Annotated in this window: 2 pseudogenes; both read left to right on the top strand. The window is 75.7% G+C overall.

Features of this window, described 5'->3' with window-relative positions:
* Positions 1-279, top strand: a pseudogene (locus tag GT045_RS01970) (MoxR family ATPase); the annotation flags it as partial.
* Positions 276-523: pseudogene (locus GT045_RS01975) on the top strand (hypothetical protein); the annotation flags it as partial. The pseudogenes GT045_RS01970 and GT045_RS01975, both read left to right, overlap by 4 nt.

Raw genomic sequence — 523 nt, forward strand, 5'->3', positions numbered from 1 at the left:
GAGTTCCCGCCCGCCTTCCTGCGCCGCTGCGTACGGCTCGATCTGCGCGACCCGGACGAGGCGAAGCTGCGCGACATCGTGCGTCAGAACCTGGGCGAGGAGGCGCTCGCCCAGGCCGACGACCTCATCGGCGCCTTCCTCAGCCGGGCCGCGGTGCAGAGCCTCGCCACCGACCAGCTGCTCGCCGCGGTGCACCTGCGGGTCACCGGCGCCGACCTCACCCGCGAGGAACTGCTGACGGCGGTCATGCACCGGTTGGACGAAGCGTTTCCCTCATGATCGAGCGGCTGCGCCGGGCCCTGGACGACATGGGGTACGACCTCGGTGGTCCCGAGATCCTCGACGTCCTGTGGCTCGCCCGGGTGATGAACGGCGGTGCCACGCCCTCCGGCGCCGGCGCGACCGGGCCGTCCGCGCCCGACGACGGCAGCGCCCGCCCGCTGGAACCCCTCACCGGGGCGGGGGCGCCGCCGCCCGCTGCCGGGACCACCGCCCCGGCCGCCCAGCCCCGCGTCGGGTCCGG

The sequence above is a fragment of the Streptomyces sp. SID486 genome (assembly GCF_009865385.1).
Taxonomy (GTDB): Bacteria; Actinomycetota; Actinomycetes; order Streptomycetales; family Streptomycetaceae; genus Streptomyces.